Source organism: Streptomyces sp. NPDC051913, assembly GCF_044593635.1.
Lineage (GTDB): Bacteria > Actinomycetota > Actinomycetes > Streptomycetales > Streptomycetaceae > Streptomyces.
In genome coordinates this window covers 71402-96549 of the sequence record NZ_JBIUCI010000003.1, presented here as the reverse complement: position 1 = coordinate 96549, position 25148 = coordinate 71402, and the positions used below count along the sequence as shown (strand labels likewise).

General features: G+C 70.6%; 31 protein-coding genes. 20 read left to right on the top strand and 11 right to left on the bottom strand.

What is annotated here, in order from left to right; genetic code table 11:
- Nucleotides 1–20: 20 nt before the first annotated feature.
- Nucleotides 21–647: a LysE family translocator gene (locus tag ACIHIX_RS09410; RefSeq protein ID WP_399952211.1), complete on the bottom strand. Its 627-nt coding sequence runs from the start codon at nt 645–647 to the stop codon at nt 21–23.
- Nucleotides 648–712: 65 nt separating this feature from the next.
- Between ACIHIX_RS09410 and ACIHIX_RS09405 the strand changes: the two genes are divergently transcribed.
- Nucleotides 713–1825, top strand: a complete 1113-nt coding sequence (locus ACIHIX_RS09405; protein WP_399952208.1) for a DUF2786 domain-containing protein — start codon at nt 713–715, stop codon at nt 1823–1825.
- Between the two features lie 6 nt (nt 1826–1831).
- On the opposite strand, the gene ACIHIX_RS09400 is transcribed toward ACIHIX_RS09405, so the two are convergent.
- The 4 genes from ACIHIX_RS09400 to rpmB all read right to left on the bottom strand — a co-directional run bounded on the left by ACIHIX_RS09400 (nt 1832) and on the right by rpmB (nt 3570).
- A complete protein-coding gene (locus ACIHIX_RS09400) occupies nt 1832–2368 on the bottom strand; it encodes a DUF4232 domain-containing protein (protein WP_399952205.1) in 537 nt (178 codons plus the stop codon).
- Nucleotides 2369–2476: 108 nt separating this feature from the next.
- Complete coding sequence (locus tag ACIHIX_RS09395; RefSeq protein ID WP_399952202.1) at nt 2477–2974, bottom strand: hypothetical protein; 498 nt, start codon at nt 2972–2974, stop codon at nt 2477–2479.
- Nucleotides 2975–3028: 54 nt separating this feature from the next.
- On the bottom strand, nt 3029–3334 hold the full coding sequence (gene rpsN / locus ACIHIX_RS09390) for a 30S ribosomal protein S14 (protein WP_399952199.1): 306 nt from the start codon (nt 3332–3334) through the stop codon (nt 3029–3031).
- On the bottom strand, nt 3334–3570 hold the full coding sequence (gene rpmB, locus ACIHIX_RS09385) for a 50S ribosomal protein L28 (RefSeq protein ID WP_399952196.1): 237 nt from the start codon (nt 3568–3570) through the stop codon (nt 3334–3336). Before rpmB ends, rpsN begins: the two co-directional genes overlap by 1 nt.
- A gap of 63 nt (nt 3571–3633) precedes the next feature.
- Here rpmB and rpmG point away from each other — a divergent pair, with 63 nt between their 5' ends.
- The 8 genes from rpmG (at nt 3634) to ACIHIX_RS09345 (ending at nt 7193) form a co-directional block, all read left to right on the top strand.
- The gene (gene rpmG / locus ACIHIX_RS09380; protein ID WP_399952194.1) at nt 3634–3798 is read left to right on the top strand and encodes a 50S ribosomal protein L33; all 165 of its coding nucleotides are present in this window, start codon (nt 3634–3636) and stop codon (nt 3796–3798) included.
- A 7-nt stretch (nt 3799–3805) separates the two neighbouring features.
- Entirely contained in the window at nt 3806–4063 is a 258-nt protein-coding gene (locus ACIHIX_RS09375) for a type B 50S ribosomal protein L31 (RefSeq protein ID WP_399952191.1), read from the top strand.
- Entirely contained in the window at nt 4063–5262 is a 1200-nt protein-coding gene (locus tag ACIHIX_RS09370) for a CobW family GTP-binding protein (RefSeq protein WP_399952188.1), read from the top strand. The genes ACIHIX_RS09375 and ACIHIX_RS09370 overlap by 1 nt, the downstream gene beginning before the upstream one ends.
- Before the next feature lie 5 nt (nt 5263–5267).
- On the top strand, nt 5268–5504 hold the full coding sequence (rpsR, locus tag ACIHIX_RS09365; protein ID WP_399952185.1) for a 30S ribosomal protein S18: 237 nt from the start codon (nt 5268–5270) through the stop codon (nt 5502–5504).
- Between the two features lie 65 nt (nt 5505–5569).
- On the top strand, nt 5570–5941 hold the full coding sequence (locus ACIHIX_RS09360) for a VOC family protein (protein WP_399952184.1): 372 nt from the start codon (nt 5570–5572) through the stop codon (nt 5939–5941).
- Between the two features lie 25 nt (nt 5942–5966).
- Complete coding sequence (locus ACIHIX_RS09355; RefSeq protein WP_399952181.1) at nt 5967–6323, top strand: ArsR/SmtB family transcription factor; 357 nt, start codon at nt 5967–5969, stop codon at nt 6321–6323.
- Nucleotides 6320–6784: an SRPBCC domain-containing protein gene (locus ACIHIX_RS09350; RefSeq protein ID WP_399952178.1), complete on the top strand. Its 465-nt coding sequence runs from the start codon at nt 6320–6322 to the stop codon at nt 6782–6784. Before ACIHIX_RS09355 ends, ACIHIX_RS09350 begins: the two co-directional genes overlap by 4 nt.
- Nucleotides 6785–6932: 148 nt before the next feature.
- Nucleotides 6933–7193 carry a DUF397 domain-containing protein gene (locus tag ACIHIX_RS09345; protein ID WP_399952176.1) on the top strand — a complete coding sequence of 87 codons (261 nt, stop codon included), beginning with the start codon at nt 6933–6935 and terminating at the stop codon, nt 7191–7193.
- A 92-nt stretch (nt 7194–7285) separates the two neighbouring features.
- Here ACIHIX_RS09345 and ACIHIX_RS09340 read toward each other — a convergent pair whose 3' ends face one another.
- Nucleotides 7286–7771, bottom strand: a complete 486-nt coding sequence (locus ACIHIX_RS09340) for an ATP-binding protein (protein ID WP_399952174.1) — start codon at nt 7769–7771, stop codon at nt 7286–7288.
- 354 nt (nt 7772–8125) lie between these two features.
- Between ACIHIX_RS09340 and ACIHIX_RS09335 the strand changes: the two genes are divergently transcribed.
- The 6 genes from ACIHIX_RS09335 (at nt 8126) to ACIHIX_RS09310 (ending at nt 13653) form a co-directional block, all read left to right on the top strand.
- On the top strand, nt 8126–8950 hold the full coding sequence (locus tag ACIHIX_RS09335) for a helix-turn-helix domain-containing protein (protein ID WP_399952173.1): 825 nt from the start codon (nt 8126–8128) through the stop codon (nt 8948–8950).
- Nucleotides 8951–9098: 148 nt separating this feature from the next.
- A complete protein-coding gene (locus ACIHIX_RS09330; RefSeq protein WP_399952170.1) occupies nt 9099–10559 on the top strand; it encodes an aldehyde dehydrogenase family protein in 1461 nt (486 codons plus the stop codon).
- A gap of 123 nt (nt 10560–10682) precedes the next feature.
- Complete coding sequence (locus ACIHIX_RS09325; RefSeq protein WP_399952167.1) at nt 10683–11234, top strand: DinB family protein; 552 nt, start codon at nt 10683–10685, stop codon at nt 11232–11234.
- Between the two features lie 10 nt (nt 11235–11244).
- On the top strand, nt 11245–11886 hold the full coding sequence (locus ACIHIX_RS09320) for a PadR family transcriptional regulator (RefSeq protein ID WP_399952165.1): 642 nt from the start codon (nt 11245–11247) through the stop codon (nt 11884–11886).
- 73 nt (nt 11887–11959) lie between these two features.
- Nucleotides 11960–12898 (top strand): ATP-binding cassette domain-containing protein, encoded by a 939-nt coding sequence (locus ACIHIX_RS09315; RefSeq protein WP_399952162.1) that lies wholly within the window; start codon nt 11960–11962, stop codon nt 12896–12898.
- Nucleotides 12895–13653 carry an ABC transporter permease gene (locus tag ACIHIX_RS09310; protein WP_399952160.1) on the top strand — a complete coding sequence of 253 codons (759 nt, stop codon included), beginning with the start codon at nt 12895–12897 and terminating at the stop codon, nt 13651–13653. Before ACIHIX_RS09315 ends, ACIHIX_RS09310 begins: the two co-directional genes overlap by 4 nt.
- A gap of 13 nt (nt 13654–13666) precedes the next feature.
- Here ACIHIX_RS09310 and ACIHIX_RS09305 read toward each other — a convergent pair whose 3' ends face one another.
- Complete coding sequence (locus ACIHIX_RS09305) at nt 13667–15067, bottom strand: glutamate decarboxylase (RefSeq protein ID WP_399952158.1); 1401 nt, start codon at nt 15065–15067, stop codon at nt 13667–13669.
- 24 nt (nt 15068–15091) lie between these two features.
- Nucleotides 15092–16375: an ion channel protein gene (locus ACIHIX_RS09300; protein WP_399952156.1), complete on the bottom strand. Its 1284-nt coding sequence runs from the start codon at nt 16373–16375 to the stop codon at nt 15092–15094.
- A gap of 125 nt (nt 16376–16500) precedes the next feature.
- On the opposite strand from ACIHIX_RS09300, the gene ACIHIX_RS09295 reads away from it, so the two are divergent.
- A complete protein-coding gene (locus tag ACIHIX_RS09295) occupies nt 16501–17262 on the top strand; it encodes a MerR family transcriptional regulator (protein ID WP_399952153.1) in 762 nt (253 codons plus the stop codon).
- 18 nt (nt 17263–17280) lie between these two features.
- On the opposite strand, the gene ACIHIX_RS09290 is transcribed toward ACIHIX_RS09295, so the two are convergent.
- Complete coding sequence (locus ACIHIX_RS09290; protein ID WP_399952150.1) at nt 17281–17646, bottom strand: YbjQ family protein; 366 nt, start codon at nt 17644–17646, stop codon at nt 17281–17283.
- A 133-nt stretch (nt 17647–17779) separates the two neighbouring features.
- Between ACIHIX_RS09290 and ACIHIX_RS09285 the strand changes: the two genes are divergently transcribed.
- Nucleotides 17780–18643 (top strand): DedA family protein, encoded by an 864-nt coding sequence (locus ACIHIX_RS09285; RefSeq protein WP_399952147.1) that lies wholly within the window; start codon nt 17780–17782, stop codon nt 18641–18643.
- A gap of 93 nt (nt 18644–18736) precedes the next feature.
- Here ACIHIX_RS09285 and ACIHIX_RS09280 read toward each other — a convergent pair whose 3' ends face one another.
- Complete coding sequence (locus ACIHIX_RS09280) at nt 18737–20410, bottom strand: threonine/serine exporter ThrE family protein (protein WP_399952144.1); 1674 nt, start codon at nt 20408–20410, stop codon at nt 18737–18739.
- A gap of 136 nt (nt 20411–20546) precedes the next feature.
- Entirely contained in the window at nt 20547–21038 is a 492-nt protein-coding gene (locus tag ACIHIX_RS09275) for an inorganic diphosphatase (protein ID WP_194078292.1), read from the bottom strand.
- Nucleotides 21039–21117: 79 nt separating this feature from the next.
- Between ACIHIX_RS09275 and dacB the strand changes: the two genes are divergently transcribed.
- The 3 genes from dacB to tilS all read left to right on the top strand — a co-directional run bounded on the left by dacB (nt 21118) and on the right by tilS (nt 25121).
- Nucleotides 21118–22695: a D-alanyl-D-alanine carboxypeptidase/D-alanyl-D-alanine-endopeptidase gene (gene dacB / locus ACIHIX_RS09270; protein ID WP_399952141.1), complete on the top strand. Its 1578-nt coding sequence runs from the start codon at nt 21118–21120 to the stop codon at nt 22693–22695.
- Between the two features lie 67 nt (nt 22696–22762).
- A complete protein-coding gene (locus tag ACIHIX_RS09265) occupies nt 22763–23893 on the top strand; it encodes a zinc-dependent metalloprotease (protein WP_399952138.1) in 1131 nt (376 codons plus the stop codon).
- Between the two features lie 175 nt (nt 23894–24068).
- Complete coding sequence (gene tilS, locus ACIHIX_RS09260; protein ID WP_399952135.1) at nt 24069–25121, top strand: tRNA lysidine(34) synthetase TilS; 1053 nt, start codon at nt 24069–24071, stop codon at nt 25119–25121.
- Nucleotides 25122–25148: the final 27 nt, after the last annotated feature.

The following is a 25148-nucleotide window of genomic DNA, read 5'->3' as shown; positions in this document are numbered from 1 at the left end:
GTGTCAACCTGAAGTTGACACTACTTGGGTGCCGAGACGGCCAGCCGCACCGCGAGCCCCGTGAACACCGTCCCGCTGAAGATGTTGAGCCCCCGCGCCACCCGCCGGCTCCGCCGCAGCAGCGCCGACAGCTTCCCGGAGAGCAGCCCGATCGAACCGTCCACCGCGAAGCCCATCACCGTGATCGAGAGCCCGAGAACCAGGAACTGCTCCCACACGTGACCCTTCTCGGGCGCCACGAACTGGGGCAGGAACGCCACGTTGAAGAGGATCACCTTGGGGTTGAGGAGGTTGGTGACCGCGCCCTGCCAGAACGCCCGCCGCATCCCGGGGCCCGCCGCCGTCCCCTCACCCATCGGCGAACGGTCCCGGAACGCCTTCACCGCGAGGTACAGCAGGTAGGCCGCGCCCGCCCAGCGCAGCACGTGGTACAGCGTCGGCAGCGCCAGGAACAGCGCCGACAGGCCGAGCGCCGCGGCGACCGTGTGCACGAACATCGCGCAGGCCACCCCGAACGCCGCCATCACCCCCGCCGCGGGGCCGCCCCGGCCGCCCATCGCCACGATGAACATCATGTCGGGACCCGGGGTCACACAGAGCGCGAAAGCGGCCACGAGAAAGGCCGCGTAGAGAGACATGTCCACCATGCGGCCATGCTCGAATCCACCCCGGGCGGCGGCACCCGATTTTCGGAGAGTGAGACGATCGGCCCGTGACCAGCAGTAGTGCCCCAGACGCCGTCGACCGCGCCTTCGAGGCCGCCCTCTACTCGGACGCCGACTCCGCCCTCGACACGGCCGCCTCCCTCCTCGCCGCCGACGCGAAGGCCGACCCCGAACTCGAACGCCGGGGGCGGGAGTTCGTCGCGGCGGCCTGGCGCCGTGGCTGGCAGCCCGCCGACGTCGTACGGATGGTGCGGCGCGAGCTGGACGACGTACATGTACGTCTGGTGGCGGCGTTGATCCGCGCGCAGGCGCCCGACGACCGGTCGCGCGGCCCCCGGTGGGCGGCTCAGCTGGCCGAACTGCCCGCCGAACCCGCGCCCCGCACCGACCGCTTCTCGCACGCGACCGCGGTCCTGGAGCTGTACCGCCTGCTGCTGCGACTGCCCGCCCTCGAACCCGTGGACGAACCCGTCACCCGGCATTCCTCCGCCGAGCCCCGCATGCTCACCCGCATCCGCGCGCTGCTCGCCAAGGCGGAGGCGACGGGCTACCCGGACGAGGCCGAGGCGCTCACCGCCAAGGCGCAGGAGCTGATGGCCCGGCACAGCGTCGACGAGGCGGTGCTGGACGCGCAGGCGCCCACGCACGATGCCCCGGGCGCCTGCCGGATCGGGGTCGAGCCGCCGTACGAGCAGGCCAAGGCGGTGCTGCTGGACGCGGTGGCGACGGCGAACCACTGCCGGGCGGTCTGGAACGAGTCGTTCGCCTTCTCCACGGTGGTCGGCTTCGGCCCGGACCTCGACGCCGTGGAGCTGCTCTACACCTCGCTCCTGGTGCAGGCCACGACCGCGATGGCGAAGGCGGAGGCCGCCCAGCGGGCCGGCGGCCGCAAGCGCACCAAGACCTTCCGGCAGTCCTTCCTCGCGGCCTACGCCCACCGCGTCGGCGACCGGCTGCGCGCCGCCGCCGAGACCCAGGTCGGCGACGACCTGCTGCCGGTCCTCGCCACCCGCGAGGTCGCCGTCACCGACCGCCTGGACCGCATGTTCCCGAAGACCACCACCACCCGCCTGCGCGGCGTCAGCGACGAGGCGGGCTGGGTGCAGGGCGCCGAGGCGGCCGACCGGGCGCAGGTGAAGTCCCGCAAGCCCCTCAGCTGAGCCGGGTCACTCGCTGGACTCCTGGAACCCGGACACCGTGGCGTCCGGCGTCTGGCCGTCCTTCTTCAACGCGACATCGCCGTACGACCACTTGAAGGCGTACGTCTTGGTGGACCCCGGCAGGGTGAAGTCCGCGCTCGTCACGGCGAGGCTCCGGTCGCCGCCCTTCTCGCCCCGGACATAGGTGAGGGTGAAGGCGATCGCGGCGCCGTCGGCGAGGCTCGTCTTCCTGGCCGTCGCGGCGGGATCGGACTCCACGCTCACCGTGGTGCCGCCGGCGATGAGGTCCACCCCGGGCAGGCCGTCCAGCGTGCACTTGGCGCCGCTCTTGTTGGTGAGCGTCACGGGCACGTTGCCGGTGTCACCGGCGGCCGGGGCGGCGTTGGCGGGGCCGACCCGCACGCCCATCTCGCCGATCACGCAGGCGCCGCCGGCCTTGGCGGAGGCGCCGGTGTCGGTGGCCCCGCCGCTGTCGTCGTCGGAACAGGCGGTCAGCAGGAAGGCCGCGGCGAGGGCGCCGGCGGCGAAGGGGAGGGCGCGCATGGGGGTCCTTGGATGCTCCGGGCGGCGTGGCGCCGCTGAGGCTCGTGCATGGATCATCACGCACGAGCCCGGGGAACGGTTGCCCGCCCCCGCCGAACAGCCCCTACGTCAGCCCAGGCTCGCCGTGGGCAGGCCCGACGGCAGCGTGCCACCCTCGGCCTTGGTGTACGTCTCCGCGCCGAGGCCGCCCTCCCACGTCACCTTGAGGGTGGTCTTGCCGACGGAGTCGACCATCCCGGTCGCCCGGTCCTTGCTGCCGTCCGTGCACTTGAGATGGATCATCTGCATGCCGGACTCCTCGCCCGCGGTCCCGCTGCACACCGTCCCGCCGGTCGCGAACAGCCCCGCCTCGGTGCCGTTGACCATCAGGACGACGGCCTTGCCCTTGGCGGTGGTGAGCCAACTGCCCGCGAGGTCACCGGAGGCGGAGCCCGACGAGGAGGCCGAACCGCCGTCGGATGCGCCGGAGGAGGCGCTCGCGCTCGGCGTCGAGTCGTCGGAGTCCGAGCCGTCGTCCGAACTGCACGCGCCGAGCGCGAGGACACCCGCGAGGGCCATGGCCGCGGCAGTCGCGGTGCGCGAGAAGGTCACCGAAGCCGATGTCATGGAAGCTCCCTGGCGGATCAGCGGATTACGGGCGGACGCTACGACCGCAGCAAGCTACCAGGAGGACTTACGGACCCCCGGAAGGTACCCGGCGTGCGCCTGCTCGCGCAGACTCACCCGGGACAGGCCGAAGGCCCGGAAGTAACCGCGTGGCCGGCCGTCCACCTGGTCGCGGTTGCGCACCCGGGTGGCGCTGGCGTCGCGCGGCTGCCTGCCCAACTCCCGCCGGGCGTCCTGCCGTTCGGCTTCCGTGGACGACGGCCGTCGGATGATCTCCTTCAGCTCGGCGCGCCGCTTCGCATACCGGGCGACGATCTCCTGGCGCCGCTCGTTCTTCGCGATCTTGCTCTTCTTGGCCATCAGATCCTCACTCCCCGGGCCCGGATGCGGGCCACGGCCGCCTCGACGCCGATCGTGTCGACGGTCTTGATCCCCTTCGCGCTCAGCCGCAGCCGCACGTACCGGCTCTCGCTCGGCAGCCAGTAGCGCTTGGACTGGATGTTGGGGTCGAAGCGGCGTGAAGTGCGCCGGTGGGAGTGGGAGATGCGGTTGCCGAAGCCGGGGTGGGCGCCGGTCAGCATGCAGTGGGCGGACATGGGTGACGCACCTCTCTCGAAGCCGTTGTGTAAATGGAATTCATTTTCAGTAAGATACACGGCATGGCTCGCAACGAACTCCGCCCGGTCATCAGACTCCGGTCCACCGCCGGGACCGGCTTCACCTACGTCACCCGCAAGAACCGCCGCAACGACCCGGACCGTATGACCCTGCGCAAGTACGACCCGGTCGCCGGCTGCCACGTCGACTTCCGAGAGGAGCGCTGACCCCGCCATGCGCGACGGAATCCACCCGCCCTACGGACCGGTCGTCTTCCGTGACCGGGCCGCGAACCACGCCTTCCTCACCCGCTCGACGATGACGAGCGAGAAGACCATCGAGTGGGAGGACGGCCACACCTACCCGGTCGTCGACGTCGAGATCTCGAACGTCAGCCACCCCTTCTACACCGGCACCGCGCGCGTCCTGGACACCGCCGGCCGTGTGGAGCGCTTCGAGCGCCGGTACGGCCGGCCCCGGGAGCGGGGCTGATGCTCTCGGTCGTGATCGTCGGCGGGCTGCACGCCGACGCCCGTAAGGCGGCCGTCGCGCGGCTCCTCGCCGACGTGCCCGCCAGTGTGGTGCTCCACCACGACCTGGCGACGGCCGCGGCCGGCACGGTCGTCCGCACCGTGCGCGACGCCTCCGGTCTGCTCTCCGCCGCCGAGACGCCACTGGTCAACGACTGCGCGTGCTGTGCGCTGAGGGAAGACCTGGTGCCCGAGCTGCGGCGGATCGCGGACGACGGGGTGACCCGGCTCGCCGTGGTCGAACTGTGGGACTCCGTCGAGCCCAAGGCCATGGCGGAGGTGGTGACCGCCGGCGGCCTCACGGTCACCGGTGTCATCACCGCCGTGGACCCCGCACTGGTCCTGCCCTACCTAGGCAACGGCGACGACCTCGCCGAACGTGGCCTCGCCGCGGCCGCCACCGACCAACGCACCATCGCCGACACCTTCGCCCGCCAGCTGGAATACGCCCCGGTCCTCGCCGTGGCCGACTCGGAGGAGGCGGACGACGAGGACCACGAACTACTGGCCCAGCTTCACCCGACGGCCCGCCGGATCCTGATCGACACCGGTGGCCCGGCCGGCGCACGGCCGCTCGCGGGGCAGGCCGAGGGCCCGCAGCGCGGCACCCCCCTTCCGTCCCCGGGCCCCCTCGTCCGAGCCGCCCTCGCCGGCTTCGATGTCGAGGCCGCCGCCGCGGCCCAGCACCCCGCCTGCGCCCTGCTGCCCGCCGACGCCGATGCCCACGGCGTCTCCACGCTCGTATGGCACCGGGACCGGCCGTTCCACCCGGAGCGGTTGTACGAGGCACTGGAGGACATCACCTGTGCCGCCGCCCGCAGCCGGGGTCGGTTCTGGCTCGCGGACCGGCCGGACACCCTGCTGCACTGGGACGCGGCCGGGGGCGCGCTGTGCGTGGAGAGTGCCGGGCCCTGGCTCGCCTCCCTCCCCGACGCGGCCTGGGACATGGTCCCGCCGGTGCGTCGCGCCGCCGCCGCGCTGGACTGGCACCCCGAGCACGGCGACTGCTGCCAGCACCTGGTTTTCACGTCCCCCGCGCTCGACCGCGACGGACTCGAACGGCTGTTGGAGTCCTGCCTGTTGACCGACACCGAGTACGCCGCGGGCCGCACCGCCTGGAAGCAGTTGCCGCCCGCCTTCGACACCCTCCTGGAGGTCTGAGACCTGTGCCCCGCAAGACCGAACGCCAGCCTGCCAAGCACCGGCCCAATCCGCTGGACGCGGCCGGAGTGACGTACATCGACTACAAGGACACCGACCTGCTGCGGAAGTTCATCTCCGACCGCGGCAAGATCCGCAGCCGCCGCGTCACCCGCGTCACCGCCCAGCAGCAGCGACAGCTGGCCAGTGCCATCAAGAACGCGCGCGAGATGGCACTGCTGCCGTACTCCAGCGCCAGGTGAAGGGCTATGGGTAGGTGATTCCCTACATTTGACGCGTAGGGAATCGCCTACCTATTGTGTTCCGTATGACCATCACGCACGCCTCCTTCGTCACCCTCCCCGTCGCCGACCAGGACCGCGCCCTGCGCTTCTACACCGAGGTCCTCGGTATGGACGTCACCGCCGACCTCGATCTGCCCCAGGGGCGGTGGCTCCAGGTGGCGCCTGCCGGGGCGCAGACCGTGTTCACGCTCTCCGGTCCGGGGATGGGCGGTTTCGAGCCCGGCGAGGCACGGGGGATCATGTTGGTGACGACCGACGTCGACGCCGACTGCGCACGGCTCACCGACGCGGGCGTCCGCGTGCAGGGTCCCGACGAGCTCCCCTGGGGCCGGATGGCCTCGTTCGCGGATCCCGATGGCAACGGTCTGATGCTGCTGACGGAAGCGCATCACTAGGACGCGCACCAGGAGGAGGGCCGGCATGACCGCAGCGGGGGTCCGTGAAGAGGCCGAGGCGGACCGGGTGTTCGCCGCGCTCGCCAACGCCACCCGCCGCGAGGTGCTGCGCCTCCTGCGCGACGGCGGCCCCCAGCCCGTACAGGCCCTCGCCACCCACTTCGACATGGCTCGCCCGAGCCTCTCCGAGCACCTCAGGGTGCTCCGCGACGCCGGACTCGTCTCCGAGCAGCGCTCCGGCCGGCAGCGCATCTACCGCCTGGAGGCGGCCCCGCTCGCCGAGGTGCAGGACTGGCTCCACCCGTACGAGCGGTTCTGGCGCGGTCGGCTGAGGGAGCTCGGCGAGCTGCTGGACCGGATGCCCGACGATGGCGCCCCATGAGCACCGCACCCGAAGGCGACGACCTCACCGTCATCCGCGTCGACCAGTTCTTCCCGCACCCGCCCGCCAAGGTCTGGCGCGCCCTCACCGAGCCCGAACTGCTCGCGCAGTGGCAGATGCAAGGGGCCGAGGCGTTCCGTCTGGAGGTCGGTCACCGGTACACGATGACCTCGGTCCCGCGGCCCAACACCCGCTTCTCCGGCACCCTCGACGTGGAGGTTCTCGCCTACGAGCCCGAGCGGATGCTGAGCGTCCGCTGGACCGACACGGATCCCGCCAACTCCGCCGACTGGACCATCACGTGGAAGGTGGAACAGGAAGGGCGCGGAACGCGTCTCTTTCTAGTACACGAGGGATTCGACCCCGACGACCCCGCGCAGCTGATGGCCCGGACGATCATGGACGGGGGCTGGAGGTCGCATGTGATGCGGGCTCTGGGGGACGCGCTGGAACGGATGTAGCACCGCACACGTCACATCTGTAACCACGGGAACACCCCGCGTGCACGTGCATCTGCTCATGCATCTGCACGTGAACAGAGCTATGATCCGGACCAGTTGACCACTGCATCATTGGCCCCAAGGCCACCGCACCACCGGGGAGCGACCTGTGGACCACGACGTGTACAACGGCATGGACGTGTACAACGGCATGGCGGCCACGGATCTGAGCGGGGTGGCCTGGCAGAAGAGCCAGTACAGCAACTCGCAGGGTTCTTGCGTCGAGTTCGCGCGGCTGCCCGACGGCGGCGTGGCCATGCGCAACTCGCGCTTCCCGGACGGCCCGGCGCTCGTCTACACCCGGGCGGAGATCGAGGCGATGCTCCTCGGGGTCAAGGACGGCGAGTTCGACCACCTGATAGCCGGGTGAGCGAGCGCGGGACCCCGGTCAGCCCGGGGTGACCGGCTCCCTACAGGCGGTGACGCGCGTAGAACCGCGGCGCCGAAAAACACCGCGGGGGCTCACTCCGCGGATTCCCGCGGCTGGAGCAGGAACAGGGCCCAGACGACCTTGCCGTTGAGGGTGCCGGCGAGCGGATGCCAGCCCCAGCTGTCGGCGAAGGAGTCGACGAGGAACAGGCCGCGGCCGGATTCCGCCGAGAAGTCGTCCGAGTCGCGCGCCACCGGGCTGTCGTGGCTGGGATCGCGCACCGCGCACACCAGCCGGTCCGTCCAGCGCATCAGATGCAGCCGCACTGGCGGGATCTGATCGGGGGCGTGGCCGTTGCCGCCCGGCAGTCCGTGCCGCAGGGCGTTGGTGACCAGTTCGGAGACGACGAGACAGACGTCGTCGAAACGGTCGCCGATGTCCCACTGGTCGAGCGTTCTGCGGGTGAACTGCCGTGCCTCGCGCACCGCTTCGTAGCGGGCGGGCAGAGCACAGGAGGCGGCGTTGGACACGGCCGTGGGATCCAGCGGCGGAAGGCCCTGCCGTAACGGCTCGAGCATGGTCGATCCATTCATCCCCATGCGAGGCACTCCCGGGAACTCGCGGTCGTTGCGATGCAGCGGTTGCGCGGGACCATGGTTTCGGATGTGTGGTGCAGATGCAAGGTGCAGATGCACGTGCACGTGACCGAATTGGACGTTCCCGTACCGCTTGTTGGGCATTTTTTCCGCCAACTTCCTTCCCGCTCTTGCCTTCTCCTCGCTCCCTCCTGTGTGGAATCTTTGGCTTCTTTCCATCTCTGTAATCGGACGAGTACAGCTCGAAGTGTTTTAGTGGCAGACTTCGGCCCCTGAAGACGGTTGGGGAGGCTGGCGAACGTGAGCGCGGGAGAGCCGGGATCGGTGGTGCGGCGCATGCTGCTCGGATCACAACTCAGGCGACTGCGTGAGGCGCGGGGGATCACGCGCGAGGCCGCGGGCTATTCCATCCGGGCCTCCGAGTCGAAGATCAGCCGGATGGAGTTGGGCCGGGTGAGCTTCAAGACCAGGGACGTCGAGGACCTCCTGACGCTGTACGGCATCACGGACGAGGCCGAGCGCATGTCGCTGCTCTCCCTCGCCCGCGAGGCCAACGTGGCGGGCTGGTGGCACAGCTACTCCGACGTCCTGCCGAGCTGGTTCCCCACCTATGTGGGTCTGGAGGGGGCCGCCTCCCTCATCCGCGCGTACGAGGTGCAGTTCGTGCACGGCCTGCTCCAGACCGAGGCGTATGCACGTGCAGTCGTCCGCCGTGGCATGAAGGGCGCGAGCGAGGCCGACGTCGAGCGGCGGGTGGCGCTGCGCCTGGAGCGGCAGAAGTACCTCGTCGCCGAGAACGCCCCCGACTTCCACATCGTCCTCGACGAGGCGGCCCTGCGCCGCCCCTACGGCGACCGCGAGGTGATGCGGGGCCAGCTCCAGCACCTCATCGAGATCTCCGAGCACCCCAACGTCCGGTTGCAGATCATGCCGTTCAGCTTCGGCGGCCACTCGGGCGAGAGCGGCGCGTTCACGATCCTGAGCTTCTCGGAGTCCGACCTCACCGACGTCGTCTATCTGGAGCAGCTCACCAGCGCCCTCTATCTGGACAAGCGCGAGGACGTCGCCCAGTACGAGAGCGCCCTCAAGGAGCTCCAGCAGGACAGCCCGGGGCCGGACGAGAGCCGGGACCTGCTGCGGGGTCTTCTCCAGCTCTCCTGAAGCAGCCCAGGGCGCCCGAGGGTTCTCCCCATAACTTAGCTCTCTGTCCCCAACTCGCTTGTCGCGCAAGTACGATGACGTGTGATCAGACCGTGATGTTGGTCGCACGCCCACAAGCGACCGTGTCCGCTAGTGATTTGGGGATCACATGTCGTCGTACTTCACCGACCTGGCCCAGCAGTACATCGACGGTGAGTGGCGCCCGGGCACCGGCTCCTGGGACATCATCGACTTCAACCCGTACGACGGCGAGAAGCTGGCGTCGATCACGATAGCCACGGTCGACGAGGTCGACGAGGCGTACAGGTCGGCGGCCCGCGCCCAGAGGAAGTGGGCCGGCACCAACCCGTACGCCCGCCGCGCGGTCTTCGAGAAGGCCCTGCGCCTCATCGAGGAGCGCGAGCCCGAGATCACCGAGGTGATCATCGCCGAGCTCGGCGGCACATACCTCAAGGCCGGCTTCGAACTCCACCTCGCCAAGGAGTTCCTGCGCGAGGCGATCCACCTCTCCCTGCGCCCCGAGGGCCGGATCATCCCCTCGCCGATCGACGGCAAGGAGAACCGCGTCTACCGCGTACCGGTCGGCGTCGTCGGCGTGATCAGCCCCTTCAACTTCCCCTTCCTGCTCTCCCTCAAGTCGGTCGCCCCGGCGCTCGCGCTCGGCAACGGCGTGGTGCTCAAGCCGCACCAGAACACCCCGATCACCGGCGGCTCGCTGGTCGCGAAGATCTTCGAGGACGCGGGCCTGCCCAAGGGCCTGCTGAACGTCGTCATCACCGACATCGCGGAGATCGGCGACGCCTTCCTGGAGCACCCGATCCCGAAGGTCATCTCCTTCACCGGCTCCGACAAGGTCGGCCGCCATGTCGCGACGGTCTGCGCCTCGCAGTTCAAGCGCTCGGTCCTCGAACTCGGCGGCAACAGCGCCATCGTGGTCCTCGACGACGCCGACATCGACTACGCGGTCGACGCCGCCGTCTTCAGCCGGTACGTCCACCAGGGCCAGGTCTGCATGGCCGCCAACCGCGTCCTGGTCGACCGCTCGATAGCCGACGAGTTCACCGAGAAGTTCGTCGCCAAGGTCAAGTCCCTCAAGGTCGGCGACCCGAGCGACCCGCAGACCGTCATCGGCCCGGTCATCAACTCCTCCCAGGCGGACGCCGTCTCGGGCACCGTCGAGCAGGCGCTCGCCGAGGGCGCGACGGCCCTGCTGCGCGGCGAGACGAGGGACAACCTGGTCTCCCCGTCGGTCCTGACCGGCCTCCCGGCCGACTCGGCCCTCCTCCAGCAGGAGGTCTTCGGCCCGGTCGCCTTCCTCATCCCGGTCGACGGCGAGGAGGAGGCGGTCCGCGTCGTCAACGACACCCCGTACGGCCTCAGCGGCGCCGTCCACACCGCCGACATCGAGCGCGGCGTGAACTTCGCCAAGCAGATCGACACCGGCATGTTCCACGTCAACGACGGCACCGTCCACGACGAGCCGATCGTCCCCTTCGGCGGCGAGAAGAGCTCGGGCATCGGCCGCCTCAACGGCGACACGATGCTGGACGCGTTCACCACCCTGAAGTGGATCTCGGTCCAGCACGGCCGGAGCGGCTTCCCGTTCTAGACGGTTCTCGCGTGGCGGGCCCTTGCGGACAGAACCTGACCGCAAGGGCCCGTAGTTTCGTCGGTGTCGGAGGGAGAGCCCCGAAAAGCCCCCGACCTCCACCTCGACGAAAGGCGGCCGGTCATGGTCACCCATGTTCCCGCGGAAGCGCACGGCGACGAGCGCGGCGCGCTGCTCGGCTATCTGGCAGCGGAGCGCGGCGCCGTCCGGCGCGCACTGCTCGGACTGACCGACGAGCAGGCGGCCTCCCGCCCCAGCGCGAGCGAGCTGACCCTCGCCGGGCTGCTGAAGCATGTGGCCGAGGTCGAGCAGGGCTGGATCGCCCGGGCCAAGGGCGAGCCGCCGGCCGTACAGCGGACCGAGGCGAACTGGCACGAGTGCTTCGCCCTGGTCGACGGTGAGACGGTCGAGTCTCAGCTCGCGTACGGGGAGAAGGTCGCCGCCGAGACGGAGGCGTACGTCCGTTCGGTCCCCAGCCTCGACGACACCTTCCCGCTCCCGAACGACCCCTGGTTCCCGCCGGACAGCCGGGTCTCCGTCCGCTGGATGCTGCTCAACCTGATCCGCGAGCTGTCCCGGCACGCCGGCCACGCCGACATCATCCGGGAGTCCCTGGACGGCCGGTCGGCCTGGGACCTGGTGGCCCTCGCGGAGAGCGGGGAGCGGGCGTCCTAGTCTGGACCCCATGTCAGCGATCCGTCTCCTCGTGCTGGCCGCGGTGCGCCAGCACGGGCGGGCCCATGGCTACCAGGTGCGCAACGACCTGGAGTACTGGGGCGCGCACGAGTGGTCCCACGCCAAGCCCGGCTCGATCTACCACGCCCTGAAGCAGATGGCGAAGCAGGGACTGCTGCACGCGCACGAGATCGCCCCGTCCACGGCCGGCGGCCCGCCGCGCACCGAGTACGAGATGACGGACGCGGGCACCGAGGAGTACCTGCGGCTGGTGCGCGAGGCGCTGACCTCGTACGACCAGAAGATGGACGTCAAGTCGGCGGCCATCGGCTGCATGCTCGACCTGCCGCGTGCCGAGGTGGTGGCGCTGCTCAAGGAGCGGATCCGGCAGAGCGAGCAGTGGCGCGCGTCCGTCACCGAGCACTACGTCCCCGAGGACGGCCCCGAACAGCTCGGCCACATCGGCGAGATCATGAACCTCTGGATCCACACGGCCGACGCGGAGGCCGAGTGGACCCAGGGGCTCATCGCCCGGATCGAGGACGGGGCGTACACGTTCGCGGGGGAGGGGGCCCCGTTCGTCGGCGTTCTCGCCGAGGGCGAGGAGAACCCGTACGCGACGGGGGAGCGGCATCCGGAGGACGCCGGCTAATCAAGTTTGACCAATGAGCTTCGCGGAGTTACCTTCGTCCGGGTAGTCAACTTTGACTAGCAAGGGAGTGTCAGTGACCGAAGCGGCGATCACCGTCGAGGGAGCACGCAAGAAATACGGCGACAGACCGGCGCTCGACGGGCTCGACCTCACGGTCGCCCGGGGCGCGGTGCACGCGGTGCTGGGCCCCAACGGCGCCGGCAAGACCACCCTGGTCCGCATCCTCTCCACCCTGCTGCGCCCCGACAGCGGCCGCATGGAGGTGGCCGGACTCGACGTCGTACGGCAGGCCTACGCCGTACGCCTGCGCATCGGCCTGCTCGGCCAGCACGCGGCGCTCGACGAGGAGCTCGGCGGCCGGCAGAACCTGGAACTGTTCGGCCGCCTCTACCACCTGGGCGCCCGCCGGGCACGCGCGCGTGCCGGCGAACTCCTGGAGCGGTTCGGTCTGGCCGACACCGGCCGCAAGGCGGTACGGCACTACAGCGGAGGCATGCGCCGCCGCCTGGACCTCGCGGCTTCCCTGATCACCGAACCGGAGGTGCTCTTCCTGGACGAACCGACGACCGGCCTCGACCCGCGTGGCCGCGCCGAGGTGTGGGCGGCCGTCCGGTCGCTCGTCGGCGGCGGTACGACGGTCCTGCTCACCACGCAGTACCTGGAGGAGGCCGACCAACTCGCCGACCGTGTCTCGGTCGTGGACGCCGGCCGGACCGTCGCGGACGGCACACCGGACGAGTTGAAGAAGGCGACCGGCGGCGACCGCATCGACGTCGTGCTGCGGGACGCGGGGCAACTGGGGGCGGCGGTGGCGCTGTTGCCGGTCGACCGGGCCGGGGTCCGCGTCGACACCGACCGCAGGCTGCTCAGCGCCCCGGTCACCGACCGGATGGCGGCGCTCTTCGGGGTCGTACGGGCGCTGGAGGAGGCGGGAATCGAGGCGGAGGACGTGGCGCTGCGGCGGCCGACGCTCGACGAGGTGTTCCTGCACCTGACGGAGGGAGCCGCATGAGCATGTCGTACGCGCTGACCGACTCCTGGACCATGACCCGGCGCGAACTCGCCCACTGGGCGCGGCAGCCGGTGCGGGTCGTCGTCGGCCTGGTCTTCCCGGTGATGCTGCTGCTGATGTTCGGCTATCTCGTCGGCGGTGGCCGGGGCGTCGAGGGGGAGTACGTCGACTATCTGGTCCCCGGGATGCTCGCGCTCACCATGGCCTTCGGCCTGGAGGGCACGATGATCGCCCTCACCCAGGATCTCGACAAGGGCGTCATCGACCGCTTCCGCTCCCTGCCGATGGCCAACGGTGCCGTCCTCGTGGGGCGTTCGGTGGCGGACATGCTTCAGTCGGCGGTCGGGCTCGGGGCGCTCGTCGGCGTCGGTTTCGCACTCGGCTGGCGGCCGGGCGGTGGTCCGGTGGCGTTCACGGGCGCCCTCGGGCTGCTGCTGCTCTTCCGCTTCGCCATGCTCTGGATCGGCATCTTCCTGGCGCTGGTGGCCGGGAAGCCCGAGCTTGTGCAGGCCGTGCAGATCCTGGTCTGGCCGGTCGGCTTCCTGTCCAACGCGCTCGCCACGCCCGCCTCCATGCCGGACTGGCTCGGCACGGTGGTCGAGTGGAACCCGATGTCCCGCACGGCGACGGCCGTACGGGACCTGTTCGGCGGCCTCGGCACGGACCAGGTGTGGCCGGCCGTGGCCTGGCCGCTGGCCCTGCTCGCGGTCTTCTTCCCGCTGGCGGTACGGCGGTTCGCGGCGCTCAGCGCATAGCCCTCGGTCGGCCTCAGTGATGGAACCCGGTAGCCGCACCCTTGTCCTTGGTCAACGGGTGCGGCTGGCGGCGCAGTTCGGGCAGCAGTCGGCGCAGGTCGTCCACGAACAGCTCGGCGAGGTCGGTGGAGAAGCCGTTGCGGCAGACGACCCTCAGGACGCTCAGGTCCTCGCGGTTCGGCGGGAAGGTGTACGCAGGCACCAGCCAACCGCCCTCGCGCAGCCGCCGGGACACGTCGAAGACGTCGTACGCCGTCACGTCGTGCCCGGTGGTGAAGGCGAACACCGGCAACTGGTCGCCCCGGGTGAGGAGCCGGAAGTCACCGAGGGCCTCGACGCGTTCGGCGAGGCGCCCGGCGACGTCCCGGGTGGTCTGCTGCACGGCCCGGTAGCCCTCGCGGCCCAGCCGCAGGAACGTGTAGTACTGCGCGACGACCTGCGCGCCCGGCCGGGAGAAGTTGAGCGCGAAGGTCGGCATGTCGCCGCCCAGGTAGTTGACGCGGAAGACCAGCTCCTCGGGCAGGGCGTCGTGATCGCGCCACAGCGCCCAGCCGACGCCCGGGTAGACCAGGCCGTACTTGTGCCCCGAGGTGTTGATGGAGGCGACGCGCGGCAGCCGGAAGTCCCAGGCCAGGTCCTCGTCGAGGAACGGCGCGATCATCCCGCCGGACGCCCCGTCGACGTGCACCGGGATGTCGAGGCCGGTGCGTTCCTGCAACTCGTCCAGGGCGGCGCACAGGTCGGCGACGGGCTCGTAGGAGCCGTCGAAGGTGGAGCCGAGGATCGCGACGACCCCGATGGTGTTCTCGTCGCACAGGGCCGCGGCGGCCTGTGGATCGAGGTGGAAGCGGTCGCCCTCCATGGGGATGAGCCGGGGTTCCACCTCCCAGAAGTTGCAGAACTTGTCCCAGCAGACCTGGACGTTGATGCCCATGACCAGGTTCGGCCGGGCGCCCGGCTTCGGATTCCGCTTGCTCCAGCGCCGCTTCAGCGCCATCCCGGCGAGCATGCAGGCTTCACTCGATCCGGTGGTCGAACAGCCCACGGCGGCCGCCGGATCGGGTGCGTTCCACAGGTCGGCGAGCATCGCCACGCAGCGCCGCTCCAGCTCGGCGGTGCGCGGGTACTCGTCCTTGTCGATCATGTTCTTGTCCCGGCACTCGCCCATCAGGACGCCGGCCTGCGGCTCCATCCAGGTGGTGACGAAGGTGGCGAGGTTGAGCCGGGAGTTGCCGTCCAGCATCAGCTCGTCGTGCACCAGCTGGTACGCCGTCGAGGGTGGCAAGGGAGCGTCCGGGAGCCGGTGCGTGGGCGGCGCCTCGGTCATGCCGCCGACCGGATTGGCCTCCCCGTAGAAGGGGTTGACGGACATCGGGCGCTCGTCGTGTTGGTCGGGACCTTTGTGGAGCGGCATCGATCGACTCCTCGAAATGGGGGTTCAGCGGATCGGGGTTCCGTCGTCGCGCAGCTGCATCTGGGGACGTCCGGTCACCAGCAGCCAGGCGGGCAGCGAGGCGATGCAGAGCAGGGCCAGGATCGTCGGCGAGGCCACCAGCGCCGCGGCCGTGAACAGGCTCACCCAGCCCTGCCGGGTGATGGCGAGCAGCATGCCCAGCACACCCGTGGCGACGCCGACGGCAGGGTGGACGCCGGAGACGAGGGCGTGGGCGCACAGCCCGAGGGCGGCGCCGACGAACACGGCGGGAAAGATCCGTCCGCCGCGGAAGCCGCAGGACGCGGCGACCAGCAGCGCGGCCAGCTTCACCACGGTCATCGTGGCGAACTCCCCGGCCGACCAGCCGTCCGGGTGGGCGGCGATCTCCCCGACCTCCTCCAGCCCCTTGAACAGCGTGAGATGACCGCCCACGGCGGCCAGGAGCCCCAGCACCAGGCCGCCGACGGGCAGCGCGAGCATCGGGTGGCGCAGCCGGGCGAAGACGGCGTGGACGTACGGGAAGGCGCGGACGGCACACATGCCGAGCAGGGCCGCCGTGGACGAGATCACCAGCGCCGCCAGCAGATCGCCCCAGCCGGGCCGGCCGAACGCGGGCAGATCCAGATCGAAGGACGGATGGGCCACCAGGGTGGTCGTCAGGGCGCCCGCGGCGGCGGCGACCAGCGGCGCGAAGACGTTGTCCCACAGCGCCCCCTTCACCTGCCGCCCGGCCAGCGCCTCGGAGATGACCAGGGCCGCCGCCACCGGCGTACCGAACAGCGCGCCGATCGTCGCCGCCTCCGCCAGCGCCGGCCACAGCCCGCCCGGCAGCCGGGGAAGGAGCCGCCGGCCGAGCCAGAAGGCGATCCCGACGTTCACGGCGATGATCGGGTTCTCGGGGCCGAGACTCGGCCCGCCGGCCAGCATCAAGGCGGCGGCGAGAACCAGCCCCGGCAGCACGCCGGGCGGCAGCACCGGGGCGTCCAGGCTCATGGTGGCCGGGTCGGGGCCGGCATGCCCCGGCACCTTCCACACCACCAGGCCGACGGCCACCCCGGTCGCGGTGAGCATGATGAGCATCCACAGCACCGAATAGCGGCCCACGCCGAGCGCGTCCGGCAGGTTCTGCCACAGCACGTCCTGGAGCGCCTCGGCCGCCGCGCTCACCCCGACGAAGATCAGGCTCGCGCCCACGCCGACGGCGAGAGCGGGGAGGATCAGGGGCAGCAGCGCACGGGCCGGGGTCGCCGGGGCTGCGGGTGTCTGCCGCGCGGTGTCCTGGGCCACGGGCTCACGATAAACGGGCAAAACGGTCACCACATCCGGAGAGATCCCCGCGGGAACGGGCTTGCACCTCACGTGGCGTGAGGACGCACCGTGGACGGCGTACCGAGAAGGAAGGAGCGGACGAAGTGAGCTACTCCGTGGGACAGGTCGCCGGTTTCGCCGGAGTGACGGTGCGCACCCTGCACCACTACGACGACATCGGCCTGCTCGCGCCCGGCGAGCGCAGCCACGCGGGCCACCGGCGCTACAGCGACGCCGACCTCGACCGGCTGCAGCAGATCCTGTTCTACCGGGAGCTCGGCTTCCCGCTCGACGAGGTCGCCGCCCTCCTCGACGATCCGGCCACGGACCCGCGCACTCACCTGCGCCGCCAGCACGAACTGCTGTCCGCCCGGATCGAGCAGCTCCAGAAGATGGCGGCGGCCGTGGAGCAGGCCATGGAGGCACGCGAGATGGGCATCAACCTCACACCCGAGGAGCGGTTCGAGGTCTTCGGCGACAAGGACCCGGAGCAGTACGCCGAGGAGGCGGAGGCACGCTGGGGCGGCACCGAGGCGTACTCCGAGTCCCAGCGCCGCGCCGCGACGTACACCAAGGAGGACTGGAAGCGCATCCAGGCCGAGGTCGACGACTGGGGCGAGCGGTACGCGGCCCTGGTGACGGCCGGCGAGCAGCCGTCCGGCGAGGCCGCCATGGACCTCGCCGAGGAACACCGGCAGCACATCAGCAGGTACTACTTCGAAACTCCCTACGAGATGCACCTGTGCTTCGGCGACATGTACGTCTCCGACGAGCGCTTCAAGGCGTTCTACGACGCCATGGGCGACGGCCTGGCCGAGCACCTGAGGGACGCGATCAGGGCGAACGCGGCCCGTCACGCCTTCTGATCGGCCTGACCCGGGGGCTCACTCCCGGGTCAGGACCACGGCGGTCCCGTAGGCACACACCTCGGTGCCGACGTCGGCCGCCTCCGTCACGTCGAAGCGGAACATCAGCACGGCGTTCGCCCCCCGCGCGCGTGCCTGTTCCACGAGCCGCTCCATGGCCTGGTTGCGGGTCTGCACCAGCGTCTTGGTGAGCCCCTTGAGCTCACCGCCGATCATCGACTTCAACCCCGCGCCGATCTGGCTGCCCAGATGCCGGGAGCGCACGGTCAGCCCGAAGACCTCCCCCAGTACCTCCTGCACCCGGAAGCCGGGCACGTCGTTGGTGGTCACCACCAGCACATCGGGCTGTGGCCCCTGGCCGCCGCCGAAATCATCGATACTCATGGCTCACAGCTTTCTCCCGGAGAGCTCACAGCGCATCCCCTGCGGCCCCATGGAACCTGGGCTCCGACGCCTGCGTTGATACTTTTGGGCAGCAGCCCCGGCCCGTCCCCCCAGCACCAGGAGCCACAGACCCGTGACCACGCTCGCGCTAGGCCCCGAGTGGCTCAGCCCCGACTATCTGATCGAGACGTTCAGCCTCCCCGGCATCCTGCTGATCGTCTTCGCCGAGTCGGGACTCTTCGCCTTCCTGCCCGGCGACTCCCTGCTGTTCACGGCGGGTCTGTTCGTGGCGCAGGGCGAATTCATCAGCCAGCCGCTGTGGCTGGTCTGCCTCCTGATCGTGCTGGCCGCCGTCCTCGGCGACCAAGTGGGCTACATGATCGGCAAGTTCTTCGGCCCCAGGCTCTTCAGCCGTCCCAACTCCAAGCTCTTCAAACAGGAGAACCTGGAGAAGGCGCACGGGTTCATGGAGAAGTACGGCCCCAAGGCGATCGTCCTGGCCCGCTTCGTCCCGATCGTCCGCACCTTCGCCCCGATCGTGGCGGGCGCCGGCCGTATGAAGTACCGCACGTTCCTGACGTACAACGTGATCGGCGGCGTCGCCTGGGGCACGGGCGTCACCCTCGCGGGGTACTGGCTCGGTCAGATCGACGTCATCCACAAGAACGTCGAGGCGATCCTGGTCCTCATCGTCTTCGTCTCGGTCGTCCCGATCATCATCGAGTACCTCCGGGAGCGCGCGAAGAAGAAGAGGGCGGCGGAGACCCCGGCAACCCCGCAGCCCCAGGCCTACCAGCCCCCACCGATGGACGACGCGACGACGCAACTCCGCCGCATCCCGTCGGAGAACGAGCAGCAGTACTACGACAACGGCAACCAGGGCCAGCAGCAGTACGGCTACAACGACCAGTACGGCTACGACCAGCAGCAGTACGCCCAGCAGCAGGGTTACGACAACCAGCAAAACCAGCAGTACCCGTACAACCAGGGCTACTAGAAGCGCCCTGAAGGGGCGCGGGGAACTGCGCGGTCAAGCACAACCGACCCGCAGCCGCCGGACCTCAAGCCCCGAGCTGGTAGGCACCCGGCCTCAGAACCCCCGCGTCCGCTTCGCCGCCCTGCGCCCCGCCGCCGAAGCCCCACCCGGCAGCCTCAAGAACAACCGCGAGATCTCCGACCCCAGATTGACCCCGATGGCGATGGCCATGGCCAAGGACGCGGCCGTGGCCAACGACACCAACCCCTTGTCGACATCGTCCCGCGCGATCGACAACAGCCCGAAGTACGTGGCGGACCCCGGCAACAAGGGCCCGATCGCGGCGGTCGTGTAAGGCAGCGCGGAAGCGAACCGGTACCGCGACATCATCTGCCCGAACAGCCCCACCAGCCCCGCCGCCACCGCCGTGGAGGCAACCGGCGAGATCCCCCCGACGTAGTGCAGCGCGCCGTACACCGACCACGCGACGCCCCCGTTGAGCGTCACCACCAGGACTGTCGACCGCTCCTGCTGCAACAGCACCGCGAACGTCAGCGACAGCAGCATCGACGCCCCGATCTGCCACAGCGGCCGCTCCTCGATGATCAGCGCCACGTCGGGGTTGAGGTCGGCGCCGAGCTGGACCCCGAAGTACAGGACCACCAGTACGCCCACGACGATGCCGACGAACAGGTACATCACTTCCAGCAGCCGCGCCGACGCGGTGATGTAGAAGCCGGTCAGCCCGTCCTGCACCCCCGCCACCAGCGCCCGCCCCGGCAGCAGCGCGAACAGCCCACCGGTGATGACCGCCGACGCCTTCACGTCCACGTCCGCGACGGTCAGCGCGACCCCTATCGCGGCCGGCGGCATCGCGGCGACCGTGAACTGGTAGAACTCCGGCAGCCCGCGCCCCGCGCACAGCCACGCCAGCCGGTCGCCGAGCATCGCGCCCAGCGCGGCCGCCACGAACACGATCACGTCACCGCCGACCAGCACCGAGGCGGCGCCCGCGAGCAGTCCGCCGGCCCCGGTCAGCACCCAGCCGGGGTACGGATGCCGGTTACGGCGGATCTCGGCGAGCCGCCGATAAGACTCCTCCAGCGAGAACGCCGTCTCGGGGTCGCTGAGGTCGTCCACCAGCTGGTAGACGGCCGCGAGCCGGGTGTAGTCGGTGCCGCGCCGCCGCACGGTCCGGGAGGCCGTCACCGGGTCCTCGACGAGAGACGGCTGGTACGAGATCGACAGCAGCGTGAAGGTGACGTTCGGCTCGCAGCGGTCGAGGCCGTACGAGCGGCAGACGGCGAACATCGCCGCCTCCACGTCCTCCGCGTTCTCACCGCCCGCGAGCAGCAGCTCCCCGATACGCAGCGTCAGGTCCAGCACGCGCGGGACGGCGGGCCCGGTCTCGTCCTCCTTGTGCAGCGGCTCCGGCGCGGGCCGCTCGGCGACCGGCATCCGCAGCATCGTGCGCATCCGGTCCTGCCAGGGCACGTCCTTGGTCAGCGAGACCACGGGAACGCCGGTCGGCGGGGTGAACGCGGGCGGCGCGTGCCTGGCGCTGTAGGTGCGCGGCGTACTGAACGCCGACCCCTCCGGCTCCAGGGCCGACCCCTCGGGTGCGTGGAGACCCTCCGGCACGGCGAACTCCGAGGACGTCTCCGACTCCCCGCCCACCCCCTTCGGGACGGCGAGCCCGTCGGGAATCGCGAACTCGGACGTGATCTCCGGGTCGTAGACGCTCCTCGCCTCGTCCGACTGCGGCTTGCGGTCCTCCGCCGACGTCACTTGCGTATCGCTCCCTGTACGGCACCATCCGTCGCCTCAGTATGCGCACAGACACGTTCCCCACAGCCGCGCGGATACGCGAACGGGCCGCACGCGTGTGCGTGCGGCCCGTTCGCCACAGGAGTCGTCAGGAGGCTCAGTGGCCGCCGGACTCCTTGAAGCGCTTGTACGAACGCTCGATCTCGACCTCGGCGTCGACCCGGCCGACCCAGTTGGCGCCCTCGACGGACTTGCCGGGCTCCAGGTCCTTGTAGACCTCGAAGAAGTGCTGGATCTCCAGGCGGTCGAACTCCGACACGTGGTGGATGTCACGCAGGTGCTCCACGCGCGGGTCGGTCGCCGGGACGCACAGCAGCTTGTCGTCGCCGCCGGCCTCGTCCGTCATCCGGAACATGCCGATCGCACGGCACTTGATGAGGCAGCCCGGGAACGTCGGCTCGTCAAGAATGACCAGCGCGTCCAGCGGGTCGCCGTCCTCGCCGAGAGTGTTCTCGACGAAGCCGTAGTCGGTCGGGTAGGCGGTCGAGGTGAAGAGTCGACGGTCCAGGCGGATCCGACCGGTCTCGTGGTCCACCTCGTACTTGTTCCGCGAACCCTTCGGGATCTCGATCGTGACGTCGAACTCCACCGGTGGCTCCTCCATGATCAGCACATAGTTCTGGTGGTTAAGTGTCCCTCACGCAGGTGTGTGATCGCGAAAGGGGCTGGTGGTCGTGCCTGAACTGAGGCCTTGGCGGGCCGCGAGACCGCATGTGGCGCGGGTCGCGAACGCCGTCCGACCCCGTCTGGCAGCCGTACGCCCCCAGCTGGCACGAGCCGCGAACGCGGCGAAACCGCAGGTCACGCGCCTGACGACGGTCAAGACCTGGCAGTACACCGCGGGCGCGGCCACCGCCGGCCTGGCCCTGACGGCCGTCGTGGTGACCGCCGCGGGCCCCTGGGACTCCACCGGTCAGCGTACGGCCGAGCGGGACCACGCGGTCGCCCTGGAGCAGACGGGTGGCGCAGATCACGGCGGTGACTCCGGTACGACGGCGGCGGGCCCCGAGCCCGCCCCGAGCGCCGCCTCCGTCCTCACCGGCCTCGGCGGCGCCACGAACACCGTGAAGTCCGCGCCGAGCGACAGCGCCCTCACCGCCGTCCTCACCCCGCTCCTCAAGGACACGGCGCTCGGCACCCGCCGTACCGCCGCGGTCGTCGACGTGGCCACCGGCAAGCGCCTGTACGGCGCCGGTGCCGACGACGCCCTCACCCCCGCCTCCACCACCAAGATCGCCACCGCCGTGGCCGCCCTGTCGGCCATGGGCCCCGACCACCGCCTCACCACCCGCACCGCCCTGGAACCCGGCACCCACGAACTCGTCCTCGTCGGCGGCGGCGACCCCACCCTCACCGCCCGCAAGGACGCCGAGGGCTGGGCGAGCCTGCGCGAGCTGGCCGTGCGGACGGCCAAGGCCCTCAAGAAGGACGACGTACGGAAGGTGACGCTGTCGTACGACACCACCCTCTACGCCGGCTCCGGACTCCACCCCATCGGCGTCGACGCCAACCTCGCCCAGGTCAGCGCCCTGATGGCCGACGAGGCCCGCACGGACGACTCCACCAGCGGTACCGCCGTCCGGGCGCCGGACCCGGCCGACGACGCGGCCCGCAAGTTCGCCGCCTTCCTGGAGGCCGAGGGCATCAGGACCACGTCCCCCGGCCTGTCCAAGGCGACGGACCGCGCCGAGACGCTGGCCGAGGTCTCCTCACCGCCCCTGTCCACCCTGGTCGAGCGCATGCTGACCAACAGCGACAACGACATCGCCGAGGCCCTGGCCCGCCAGACCGCCGTGGCCACCAGGACACGCGCCGACTTCGACGGCGGCGGCAAGGCGATCCGCGCCCAGCTCAAGAAGCTGCAACTCCCCGTGACCGGCGTCTCCTTCAAGGACGGCAGCGGGCTGAACCGCGACGACAAGCTCACCGCCGACCTCCTGACCGCCCTCCTCGCGAAGGCCGGCGACCCCGCCCACCCCGAACTCCGCCCGGTCCTCACCGGCCTTCCCGTGGCCGGCTTCACGGGCACGCTGACCACCCGCTACACGCCCGACGGCGCGGCCGGCGTCGTACGCGCCAAAACCGGCACCCTCACCGGCGTGAACACGCTGGCGGGCACGGTCGTCGACCAGGACGGCCGCCTCCTGGCCTTCGCGTTCCTGGCGTCGAACACGACCAGCAAGGACGCGGCCCAGTCGGCCCTGGACAAGGCGGCGACGGCACTGGCGGCATGCGGCTGCGGCTGACGGACCGGCAGGGAGCCGACCTCGCCGCGGCCTGCCCCAAGCGGGAACGCTCACGTACGGTTGACGCATGACGAGCATCGGTGGTGCTGCCTCTTCTCAGATGGTCGACTGGAATCTCGCGGTGGCGACCGCGACCCGGCTCGTTCGGCCGGGCCCGGAAGTGAGCCGCGACGAGGCCCGCGCCGTCGTCGCCGAACTGCGCCGGCACGCCAAGGCCTCCGAGGAACACGTCCGCGGATTCACCCGGATGGGCACCGACGCGGCCCACGACACCCCGGTCCTCGTCGTCGACCGCCCCGGCTGGGTCAAGGCCAACGTCGCCGGATTCCGGGAGATCCTCAAGCCCCTCCTCGACAAGATGCAGGAACGCCGCGGCAACACACCCGGCGGCGCGGTCCTCGGCACCGTCGGCGGCAAGGTGACCGGCGTCGAACTCGGCATGCTGCTGTCGTTCCTGTCCTCCCGCGTCCTCGGCCAGTACGAGACCTTCGCCCCCGCCACCCGTGAGCTCCCGGCCGGGGAGCACGGAGGCGGCCGACTCCTCCTCGTCGCCCCGAACATCGTGCACGTGGAGCGCGAACTCGACGTACAACCCCACGACTTCCGCCTGTGGGTCTGCCTGCACGAGGAGACCCACCGCACGCAGTTCACCGCGGTGCCCTGGCTGCGGGACCACCTGGAGGGCGAAATCCAGTCGTTCTTGGGGGAGACCGACGTCGACCCCATGACCGTCCTGGAACGCATCCGCGAGGCCGCCCAGTCGCTGGCCGGCGGCCGCCCCGAGGCCGAGGAGGACGACGGCGGGCGCTCGCTCGTGGAGATCGTGCAGACCCCGGCCCAGCGCGAGATCCTCGGCCGCCTCACCGCCGTCATGTCCCTTCTGGAGGGCCACGCCGACTTCGTCATGGACGGCGTGGGCCCGGCCGTCGTGCCGAGCGTCCAGGAGATCCGCGAGAAGTTCCAGCAGCGGCGGGCCAAGGGCGCCTCGCGGCTCGACACGGCCCTGCGCAAACTGCTCGGGCTGGACGCCAAGCTCAGGCAGTACCGTGACGGCGAACGTTTCGTACGGGCCGTCGTCAACGAGGTCGGCATGGACGGCTTCAACCGGGTGTGGACCTCGCCCAACACCCTCCCCACGAAGACGGAGATCGCCAAACCGGCGGACTGGATCGCGCGGGTGCACCGCAAAGCCGAGTAGTCAAAGAAATCCGGCCGACGGCAGGCGAACGCCCCTCCAATCACCCGTCCGAGGGACCGTGAGCCCTGGGTAGGCGTGCAATGCTCGGGGAACGGCCCGGTTCTGTCACCATCTACACACTCTGAGTGACCGAACCTCGGGCTCACCCCCGAAAACTTCATGAAGGGAACCGGACATGGGTCCCCATCCTGCGGTCGCGGCGATACGCCTGGCGGTCCGCCGCGTCCTCCACGACATCCTCAACGACCACAGCAGTTCTTCCGGCGACACTTCCTCGTCCGATGACTCCCCGCACGAGCGCCCGCCGTCCCCGCTCGTGCTCGTCGCCTGCTCCGGCGGCGCCGACTCCATGGCCCTCGCCTCCGCCCTCGCCTTCGAGGCCCCCAAGCTCGGCATCCGCGCCGGCGGAGTCACCGTCGACCACGGCCTGCAGCCCGGCTCCGACCTGCGCGCCGAGGAAGTCGCCCTGCGCCTGCGCGGGCTCAGCCTCGACCCGGTCGAGTCCGTCGCCGTGACCGTCGGCCGCGAAGGCGGCCCCGAGGCCGCCGCCCGCGACGCCCGCTACGCCGCCCTGGACGCGGCGGCCGACCGCCACGGCGCCCTCGCCGTCCTGCTCGGCCACACCCGCGACGACCAGGCCGAAACCGTCCTTCTCGGCCTCGCCCGCGGCTCCGGCATCCGCTCCCTGTCCGGAATGGCCGCCGTTTCCGGCGGGCCGGGGGCCGCGCGCCGTTACCGCCGCCCCTTCCTCCAGCTCGACCGGCAGACCGCCCGCAAGGCCTGCATGGTCCAGGCGCTCCCCGTCTGGGACGACCCCCACAACGCGGACCCCGCCTACACCCGCTCCCGGCTGCGCCACGAAGGCCTGCCCGCCCTGGAGAAGGCCCTCGGCAAAGGAGTCGTCGAGGCACTCGCCCGTACGGCCCAGCTCTCCCGCGACGACGCGGACGCCCTCGACTCCTGGGCGAGCCAGGCCGCGGCCGCCGTACGCGACGCGGCCGGCCTGCTGGAGTGCGCCAAGCTCTACGCCCTGCCGCCCGCCGTACGCCGCCGTGTACTGCGCCGCGCCGCCATCGAGGCAGGCGCCCCGGCGGGCTCGCTGTTCGCCCGCCACATCGAAGAAGTCGACCGGCTGATCACCGGCTGGCGCGGCCAGGGGGCCATCAATCTCCCCGGCAAGGTCGTCGCCCAGCGTCAGGGTGGCAGACTGGTGATTCGGCAAGGCTGAATCCCATCCCTCCGCGAGGGGTGACGG